The 1404-nt window shown below is 35.3% G+C and carries 1 protein-coding gene; it reads right to left on the minus strand.

The features are described from left to right. Positions 1-67 precede the first annotated feature (67 nt). The gene (locus Q5Y73_RS24535) at positions 68-1366 is read right to left on the minus strand and encodes a fibronectin type III domain-containing protein (RefSeq protein ID WP_305994553.1); all 1299 of its coding nucleotides are present in this window, start codon (positions 1364-1366) and stop codon (positions 68-70) included. Between the last annotated feature and the right edge of the window lie 38 nt (positions 1367-1404).

Here is a 1404-nt window from a genome sequence, read left to right on the forward strand (position 1 = left end):
TCCCTATCTACACCAGTTACTAAATTAGTGGTACGGTTAATAATTACGTTTGCCATTTACATCCCTCCTAACTGTTTTGTAATCCTATTAATATGTTCTCTATTCGTCTTGGTAGCAACTCCAATGGATAACGTTGATCTTTTACCTTTATAGTTTCTTCAAATTGTTGTTTTGCATCTTGATTGTTGAGTTCAAAACCTAGCTGAGTGTAAACACCTAAGATAGCATCTTCAATTTCATTCCAATGAATAGCCTTTATTGGTGTGTACTTTCTAGTAATCGTTGAGTCAGTCCAAATGATAATATCTAGTCCGTTACGGGTCCTGAACTCATTAACCATATCGCGAATGTAATTAATAACCTCTGTCACGAATGGGTTTTCACTTGGTAATGTTAGACCAGCATGTTTAAAAAATGTCCTAGCTTGAATGCTATTTTTATCAGATTCGTTTCCTACTGCATCTTTCGCACTAACAGACAATGTATATAATTTCCCACCATCTAAACCATTAAAGGTATAGTGTGTAGCCGTAGTTGTGGCTTTTAAAACATCGTCCAAATAAATCCTATATGCTGTGACTCCAACATTGTCACTGGAAGGGTTCCAGCTTATTGATAACGTATTTTCTGTAAAACCATCAATGGATAAATTACCTGGCATAGTTGGATCTACATTTTGAGCTGTTACAGTTATTTGAATGCTGCTAGATTCAACACCGTAGATGTTATATGCGATTACATTAAAAGTGTAAGTCTCACCTTCATTAATATTAAATATGGTTGCTGTTGTATCATTTGTTGTTATTGTTCCAACTCCATACCTCACTTTGTATCCTGCTAAATCTGTTATATCTGAAGGCTGTTCCCATTCTAAAGTAATTGAATTTCCTGTGTTTGCTATAACACTAAGATTTTGAGGAGGAGACACAATTTTATCCTCTGCTTGTATCTCCCAATCTCCCCTAAAGGTGCTAGAGAAAACATACCCCGTACTTCCTATATCTTCGAGTATGACCATACAAGTGATTCTTACGCAATTTTCAGGTAAGTCATTAATACCACCATCATAATTTCTTGCTGAAGTATAGTCCGTGTTACTTGATATAATTGTTGTTCTTACTCCGTCTTTGTCATATGCATAGATGTCAATTTCATCAACATGGTCATCATCTGTATAAGGTGGTGTAAAATCATAATCTGTAATTCTCTTATATATAGATTGATCTATCGAAAAGTCTAGTGTAATTCGTGCAAAATCATCATTGTATAAGTCAATGTCTACATAGGAAGAATCAGGGTTTGTTCCAGTATCTAGGGTTCCCGTTGTGCTTGCAAAATCTAAAAAATTACCTGTGAAAGTAGCCAAATCATCGCCCCCTATTGATAAGTTAAGATCAATTCACC

Source organism: Chengkuizengella axinellae (assembly GCF_030730905.1).
GTDB classification, from domain to species: Bacteria; Bacillota; Bacilli; order Paenibacillales; family KCTC-33759; genus Chengkuizengella; species Chengkuizengella axinellae.